Source organism: Blastococcus sp. SYSU DS1021 (assembly GCF_054050995.1).
Genome location: NZ_JBJHAL010000047.1, coordinates 1 through 3,978, shown reverse-complemented (window position 1 = coordinate 3,978; position 3,978 = coordinate 1). Strand labels below are relative to the sequence as shown.

The 3,978-nt window shown below is 74.0% G+C and carries 6 protein-coding genes; 1 reads left to right on the top strand and 5 read right to left on the bottom strand.

The features are described from left to right. Nucleotides 1-116 precede the first annotated feature (116 nt). Nucleotides 117-479 (bottom strand): VOC family protein, encoded by a 363-nt coding sequence (locus ACI8AP_RS20915; RefSeq protein WP_456591299.1) that lies wholly within the window; start codon nt 477-479, stop codon nt 117-119. Between the two features lie 68 nt (nt 480-547). After that, nucleotides 548-1,138 carry a hypothetical protein gene (locus ACI8AP_RS20910; RefSeq protein WP_456591298.1) on the bottom strand — a complete coding sequence of 197 codons (591 nt, stop codon included), beginning with the start codon at nt 1,136-1,138 and terminating at the stop codon, nt 548-550. 50 nt (nt 1,139-1,188) lie between these two features. On the opposite strand from ACI8AP_RS20910, the gene ACI8AP_RS20905 reads away from it, so the two are divergent. Beyond that, the gene (locus ACI8AP_RS20905) at nt 1,189-2,277 is read left to right on the top strand and encodes a DNA glycosylase AlkZ-like family protein (RefSeq protein ID WP_456591297.1); all 1,089 of its coding nucleotides are present in this window, start codon (nt 1,189-1,191) and stop codon (nt 2,275-2,277) included. A gap of 2 nt (nt 2,278-2,279) precedes the next feature. Here ACI8AP_RS20905 and ACI8AP_RS20900 read toward each other — a convergent pair whose 3' ends face one another. From ACI8AP_RS20900 to ACI8AP_RS20890, 3 genes are all read right to left on the bottom strand, one after another. Beyond that, entirely contained in the window at nt 2,280-2,957 is a 678-nt protein-coding gene (locus ACI8AP_RS20900) for an alpha/beta fold hydrolase (RefSeq protein WP_456591296.1), read from the bottom strand. Nucleotides 2,958-3,059: 102 nt separating this feature from the next. After that, a complete protein-coding gene (locus ACI8AP_RS20895) occupies nt 3,060-3,362 on the bottom strand; it encodes a transcriptional regulator (protein ID WP_456591295.1) in 303 nt (100 codons plus the stop codon). After that, nucleotides 3,352-3,795 (bottom strand): hypothetical protein, encoded by a 444-nt coding sequence (locus tag ACI8AP_RS20890; RefSeq protein WP_456591294.1) that lies wholly within the window; start codon nt 3,793-3,795, stop codon nt 3,352-3,354. The genes ACI8AP_RS20895 and ACI8AP_RS20890 overlap by 11 nt, the downstream gene beginning before the upstream one ends. Nucleotides 3,796-3,978 lie beyond the last annotated feature (183 nt).

Genomic DNA, 3,978 nt, shown 5'->3' with positions numbered 1-3,978 from the left:
CCCACATCTCCGCGGGGTTGGTGCGCCCCCCCGGGGCGCCCCCCCCCCCCCCCCCCCCCCGCCACCCCCCCCCCCCCCCCCCCCCCCCCCCCCCCCCCCCCCCCCCCCCCCCCGCCTCAGAGTTGTTGGGTCAGGTTGACGGCGTTGCCGTCCGGGTCGGTGACGTGCGCGACGCGCTGCCCCCACGGCATGTCGTTCGACCCGTGCGGCGCCGCGCCGCCGAGCTCCGCGACCCGGGGGAGGACGCGGTCGACGTCGGGGACCTCGATGCTCAGCAGCACCCGCCCGGGGGTGCCGGCCGCGACGCCGGAGTCGGCGGTGAGGCCCAGCTCCGAGCTCCCTACCCGCAGACCCAGGTAGGACAGCGGCCCCTCCTCCGGGAAACGGTCGGTCTCCTCCGCGTCGAGGAGACCGACGTAGAAGGACCGCAGCCGTTCGAGATCGGGCGTGACGACGATCGGGCGGACGGTGGGGGACATGCGGGCTCCCGGGGTGCGTGGTCGGCGGTGGTGCTGGGTGGACCGCCGCCGGCGCGAGAACTGAGCGGTCAGCCCTCCCGGATGAGCAGCCAGCGGGCGAACGCCGCGTCCGCGTGCAGCTCCGTCCGCCAACGCACCGACAGCCGGAAGGCTCCCGGCGGCACGACCAGCAGGGGGCTCGCGTCGGTGGCGGCGCCGGCGGCCAGCTCGCCGGAGTCCGGCGTCGGGCCGGGGGACTCGGGCAGCAGGAAGGCGCCGTCCTCGCCCGTGCCGTCCAGCGCCGCGCTGATGAAGGCGAGCCGGCCGCTCGGGACGGACACCACGTCGCCGACCTGGTCGTGGGCCTCGGGGAAGGCCAGCGCGGCGTCCAGGGCCTCCCGGTAGTCGCCCGCGGTCGCCTGGACGACGGCGATGCTGCCGTCGTCGGCGCGGAACACCTCCAGCCAGCCCTCGTCGCCGACCTCGGGGTCTGTCAGCACCAGCGCCGCGGTGCTCCCACCCAGCCGGATGCCGGTGAGCTGGTAGTCCAGCTGCGGCACCAGCGCCTCGTACCCCTGCTCGCTGAGGCCGCGCCAGTGCGGCAGCAGGTCGCTGTCGAGGGCGAGGAAGGGTTCGCCGTCGGTCCAGCAGCGGCCGACGTGGGTCCAGGTGCGCGGCATGGTCCGATCATCGTCCCCGTCCGCGGGCGGCCGCCGCTACGGTTCGGCAGATGTCGGCGCACAGGCTGGACCGGGACGAGGCGCGCGCGATCGCCGTGCGCGCCCAGCTGCTGGACGGCCACCGACCCGAGAGCCTGCTGGCGACGGTCCGGCACCTGACGCTGCTCCAGGTCGACCCCACAGCGGCGATCGCTCCCAGCGCCGACCTGGTCGCCTGGAGCCGGCTCGGGAGCAGCTACCTCCCGGCCCAGCTGACCCGGGCCCTCGAGGACCGCAGCCTCGTGGAGCACAACGCACTGGTCCGGCCGATGGAGGACATCGCGCTGCTGCTGGCGGGCATGGCCCGCTGGCCGAGCAGGGAGGCGCCGCGTGCGTGGCTCCAGGCCAACGAGTCGTTCCGGCGCGACGTCGTCGGGCGACTGCGCTCGTCCGGGCCGCTGCTCTCCCGGGACATCCCCGACACGAGCTCGGTGCCGTGGGCGTCCACGGGCTGGACCCACGACCGCAACGTCACCCAGATGCTCGAGTTCCTGATGATGCGCGGCGAGGTCGCGATCGCGGGGCGGCGCGGCCGGCAGCGCCTGTGGGACGTCGCCGAGCGGGTCTACCCGGCCGGTCTCACCGCTGTGCCGCTGGAGGAGGCCCGCCGCATCCGCGACGAGCGGCGGCTGCGCGCCCTGGGCCTCGCCCGGGAGAAGGGGGCGTCGGTACCGGGCGAGCCGGTCGACGTCCGCGACGCAGGGGAGTCCGCGACCATCGAGGGGGTGGCCGGGACGTGGCGGGTCGACCCCGCCGCGGTCGGGCAGCCGTTCGCGGGGCGGACCGCGCTGCTGTCACCGTTCGACCGCCTGGTGCACGACCGTCGGCGCGCGCTGGAGCTCTTCGGCTTCGAGTACCAGCTGGAGATGTACAAGCCGCGGGCCAAGCGCCGGTGGGGCTACTTCGCGCTCCCCGTCCTGCACCACGACCGGCTGGTCGGGAAGCTCGACGCCACCGCCGATCGCGCCGGTGGCCGGCTGGTGGTGCACGGCGTCCACGAGGACGTGCCGTTCACCGCGGCCGTGCGCAACGCGGTGCGGGCCGAGATCGGGGAGCTCGCGCGGTGGCTCGGCCTGGTGGTGGACGCGCCGACCCGGTGAGGTCAGCCGGCGCCGGCCAGCACGTCGGCGAGCGGGCCTGGCCGGCTCAACGCCACGCAGTGGCCGGCGTCGATCTCGACGGGGCGCACCCCGAGGCGCACGGCCGCCAGGCGACGCAGGAAGCCGGCCGGGAAGAGCCGGTCCTGCGTGCAGACGACGACGGTGGTCGGCACGTCCGGCCACGCCTCGAGCGGCCACGGCTGCGCGCACGCGGCGGTGGAGGGGTGCGCGCGCTCCCTGCTGATCGCCTCCTCGGCCAGCGACCGGGGCACGTCGTGGTAATAGGCGACGTACGGGTCGTCGCTGCCGGTGCGGCCCCCGTCGCGGGCCGCCTGGGCACGTGCCGCCTCGGCATAGCCGCTGCTGATCCACCACTCGTCGGGTGCCTCACCCGGTGCCGGGACCATCGCGGCCACCAGGACCAGCGCCCTGGCCCGGAGGCGGGCAGCCACCAGGGGAGCGGTGAACCCGCCGAACGAGTGACCCACCACCACGAGGTCGGGGGCGGCGCCGACCGCCTCGACGACCGCATCGGCGTAGTCGTCGAGCGTCAGGGAGTCGTCGCCGGCCGGGAGGTCCGGTGCGACCGCTTGGTGGCCGCGCCGGCGGAGGTCGGACTCGACCAGGTGCCAGTACCACCCGTCGTCACCGGCTCCGTGCACCAGTGCAAACGTGCTCACCCGGGCCTCCCATCGTCTGTCACCGGCGTGCTCAGGGAAGACCCGCGTGGTCCACCGAACTCATCGGCGATCCGGGCGCCGCGACGGGCGACGGGCGCCGGCTCAGCCGGGGTCGGAGGCGACGATCTCCTGCAGCGCACGGACGTGACCGCGGTAGGCGCGGCTGCCCTCGCTGGTCAGTGCCAGCCAGAGCCGGCTGCGGGCATCGCGGACAGCTTTTTCCTGTGTGACGTAACCAGCGTCGGCAAGCTGGCTCAGGTGCTTGCTGAGCGCCGACTTCGAGATGCCCAGCTTCTCCTGCAGCACGGTGAACTCGACCTTCTGGGCGGCGCTGAGCATCGCGCAGATGCGCAGCCGGTGTGGCGCGTGGATGACCTCGTCGAAGGCCGGGGCGTCAGCGCTCATGCCCGTACTCGCGGCCGTAGCGGTACCCGGTGACGAGGACGGCGCCGGCGACGACCGCGGCGCCCGGGAACCAGATCCACCAGGCGTCGGTTAAGGCCTCCACCAGCCAGCAGGCCACGAACGTGCCCAGGACGACGGCCAGGTACCCGACCATGTCGGCCGGCTGCACCGAGGCGCCGGACACCCCCTCCGGGTTGAACCAGTACCGGTGGGCGAGCAGGCCGCTGATGACCACGAGGGGGAGGACCGCGAAGGCGGCGGTCTTCGGGGGCAGCAGCTGGGCGAGGGCGACCCCGGCGACGACCGCCGCCATGACCACGAAAAACCAACGGGGGATCGGCGGATACCGCACCGCGTCCTGGTCGCGCGCCAGCTGGGCGAGCGTCTCGCGGGCTTCCTCGGGGGACGGTGATCGGCCGCTAGGAGTTTCCATATGGGAAACAGTAGGGCAAAGTTTCCTCGACGGCAACACTGGCCACCCTGGTGGCGAGGCGGATCTGTGCCCGCGCGGCGGGGGGGGGGGGGGGGGGTCGTTTTTTGGGCCCATAAACATGATAACTGGCCACAAACCCTCGCGTCAACAATGCTCCAAAACACAATTGGGCTTTTGGAACAG